We start from the raw sequence: 2,879 nt of genomic DNA, 5'->3' as shown, positions 1-2,879 counted from the left end.
GTCGCCAGTAACGTAACCTTCTTCCTTCAGCCAGGTATTGTTAGCGGAAACAAGAGCATTATAGGTCCCCGAAAACACGGCCGTTTCTGTGCGGGAGCCCGCTCTAGCTTTATATGAAATGGTTTTTTCGAAGCCAAAACCTACCTCGAGCACTCGTGTTGCGGGATTGTAGGTTACATGATCCGAAGCATTACCGGTATAACTGCCGGTAACATAGTCAAAGCCCGGTGGTAGCACCTCAGATACCAGGCCTATATCAAGCAGAAACCCGGTCTGAGTCAAGGTGACCGTGAACTGCCCATTGGGCGCCACAGAACTCGGAAGAGTCCGGGTCACCGTCGCCTGCTGCGCCGCGCCGACGGGCGTCATCCCGATAAGTGTCGTAAGAATAGACAGCAGTACGATCAGTATTGAGATCACTCCAACCGTTTTTTTATGCTCATTTCGCTTCCCGTTCATGTTTTTATTCTCCCGCACTCACACGCCGAAGACCGGGTGTGAACTACCGGTGGGTATAGCGCGTAGCGCACTCCAAAGCAGTCTGCAGCCCGGTAGAACGCTCAGCAGGCCAACCGCGCCACAGAGCTTCAGTAGTTCAGCAGCGGTAAGTCCTCCGGTTCGGAGATATATATCGAGTAGAGGTATTTAAAACCAGCCTATTTGTAGCGGTTGCCTGGTCCGCGGTTTTGCTCACCGGGACGGGAGAAGCACTCGCCTTTCAGTCGGTGATAGTTACGCCCGGGCACCCTTAAAGAAGCGGGCATAGCAGAGCACGAACCAGATAATGAACGGTAGCGCGACGCCGCCCACGCCGATGGAATAGACCACCACCTCTGCAAGCTTCGAGCCGTGGAAATAGAGCGGGAAATGGGCTACCAGATCGAGCACATGGAGCAGGAATAGTAGGGGGATGCCGATGCCGAGCATGACCAGCCGTTGCCGGGGCGCCAACCGCGGGGTCGCGATCGCCAGGGCGACCAGGGGCACCAGATTGAAATTGCCGAGGTATGCGCCCGCGATGTTCACCGCGGCGATCTGGGACGGGTTATAGCCCATGAGGAGCAGGAATACGCGTGCAACGGCGAAGACCGCTTTCTGATAATAGGGGCCGATATAATACCACGCACCGAGTAAGAGCGCGGAAACGAGCAGGAACAGCAGGAGGAAGAGGATAATTTCGCGTTCGCGCAGCCCGAAGAGCACGCTCTTCTTCTCCTCGGGTGCTGCTTTTACAGCCGCAGCTGTTTCGTGCTGCTTCACGGTCCGCTTCTGTTTCGTTTTTTGCGCCATCGCTCTCTCTCGTCTTCTTACTCCTTCACCACGAATTTGAGCCACAGGATAAAGATCACCACGACGAAGATGATGAACGAAGCCTGCCAGAGGTAGACATGCACAAACGCGAAGAGTGCGGGTCGGCTAATACCGACCTGCGCGAGTATCACGAGCCGCAGGATATTGATCGCGTAGAGCGCGGGAACACCCAGAGCGATGCCGATCACCTTCTTGCGGATCGTTGTGGGGTACGCCAGGAGGCAGGCGGCATAGACGATGGAGGAGAATACTGCGGTGCACTCGTCAATGATCTCAAGGCCGAACCCGTTGATCGTGACGAACGCGCCGTTGACCACCACGTTTGCGCCCGCGAGGGCGAAGATGGTGCCGAGCACGCGCGCAGTGAACTCCCGGAGCCAGAGGATGGCCGCCGAGCCGCTGACGAGCAGTGCGTAATACAGGAGATAGAAGATGAGACAGAGCGCGAGGAAGAGCGCGACATACCGTAGCGCGTCGCGATTCGCCTGCAGTTCAGCGACGAATCTACCCACAAGGTCCTCCTCAGTAGCGGATTTGGCGTTTGGGGCGCTCTTCCCGCCCTGCGGTCTTCGGGTTGCGGCTTTTGCGGCTTTCGGCATGGATCAGATCAATCCCCGCTTGCTCTCTTCCAACCTGTACGCTGCCTCATACTAACGGGAAAAAGGAGCAGTGAGCAAGAAAAGAAAGATAGTTCGACCACTTTCTCGCTCACCCACACTCGCTCTCACTCACACACTAACACACGCTCTAACTAACTAACTAACTGCTTCGCCGCCAGAGCCACTGAGCAACCGCGATCAGCCCTGCGAGCGCAACGATCAGCTCAAAGCCCGGTATTCCCGGTCTCGCGGTCGGCGATGCTGATGGTGCGGGCGTGGGAGCCGCGGTCGGCGTTGGCGTTACTACACCCGGCGAAGCGGTAGGTGCACTGGATGGTGTGGGACTCAGGCCAGGCGACGCGGTCGGCGCAGCGGTAGTTGTCGGCGTTGGCGTTACCGCTCCACCGTTACCACCGCCGTTCGTGGGTGCAGGGGTTGGTGTCGGCGTCGGCTCGGGGCCGGTGCCGAGCGTCAGCGTACGGTCCCCGTGAATAGCACCGGATAGTTTGTTGAGGTGTGAATCTGTGGTCTTCCACGTTCCGGAGAAGACCGCGCCCTCTATCTGATCGGCAGTGCCGGTCTCCACGAGATACCGTACGGTCGTTTGGTCCCGAAACCCGAGCGTAAGGTTGTTCGTGGTTCGGTCATAGGCCATATACTCACCGCCGCTGCCCGGTGCAATGCCCTTGAATGCGAAGCCGTCTGGCAGTATCTCCCAGACAACACCGGTCAGGTAAAAGCCGGTCTGATTCAGGGTGACGGTGATCTGCGTGCCCGGATAAACGGGCTCATCAGGCAGGTCTCGGGTCACTGAAACGTCGGCAGCAGCCAGGGGCATGAGGCCACAGGCCACCAGCACGGTAACGAGCACGGTCAGCAGTCCTGGCGTCGGTCCATACCAGTCGCGCTTCTTCTGGTTCGTCATACTCTATAGGTAGAGAGTGCCACATTTAAGTCTTTCGATCAGGG

General features: G+C 57.8%; 4 protein-coding genes. All 4 read right to left on the bottom strand.

Features of this window, described 5'->3' with window-relative positions; genetic code table 11:
* A partial coding sequence (locus ENN68_00925; protein ID HDS44659.1) for a hypothetical protein occupies nt 1–459 on the bottom strand: 459 nt, incomplete at its 3' end.
* A gap of 273 nt (nt 460–732) precedes the next feature.
* Nucleotides 733–1,290 carry a hypothetical protein gene (locus tag ENN68_00920; protein HDS44658.1) on the bottom strand — a complete coding sequence of 186 codons (558 nt, stop codon included), beginning with the start codon at nt 1,288–1,290 and terminating at the stop codon, nt 733–735.
* A 17-nt stretch (nt 1,291–1,307) separates the two neighbouring features.
* Complete coding sequence (xrtH, locus tag ENN68_00915; GenBank protein ID HDS44657.1) at nt 1,308–1,910, bottom strand: exosortase H; 603 nt, start codon at nt 1,908–1,910, stop codon at nt 1,308–1,310.
* A gap of 160 nt (nt 1,911–2,070) precedes the next feature.
* Nucleotides 2,071–2,835, bottom strand: coding sequence for a hypothetical protein (locus ENN68_00910; GenBank protein HDS44656.1), 765 nt, complete (start codon nt 2,833–2,835; stop codon nt 2,071–2,073).
* Nucleotides 2,836–2,879 lie beyond the last annotated feature (44 nt).

It is taken from the genome of Methanomicrobia archaeon (assembly GCA_011049045.1).
Classification (GTDB): domain Archaea; phylum Halobacteriota; class Syntropharchaeia; order Alkanophagales; family Methanospirareceae; genus JACGMN01.
This window is presented reverse-complemented; position numbering and strand designations above follow the sequence as displayed.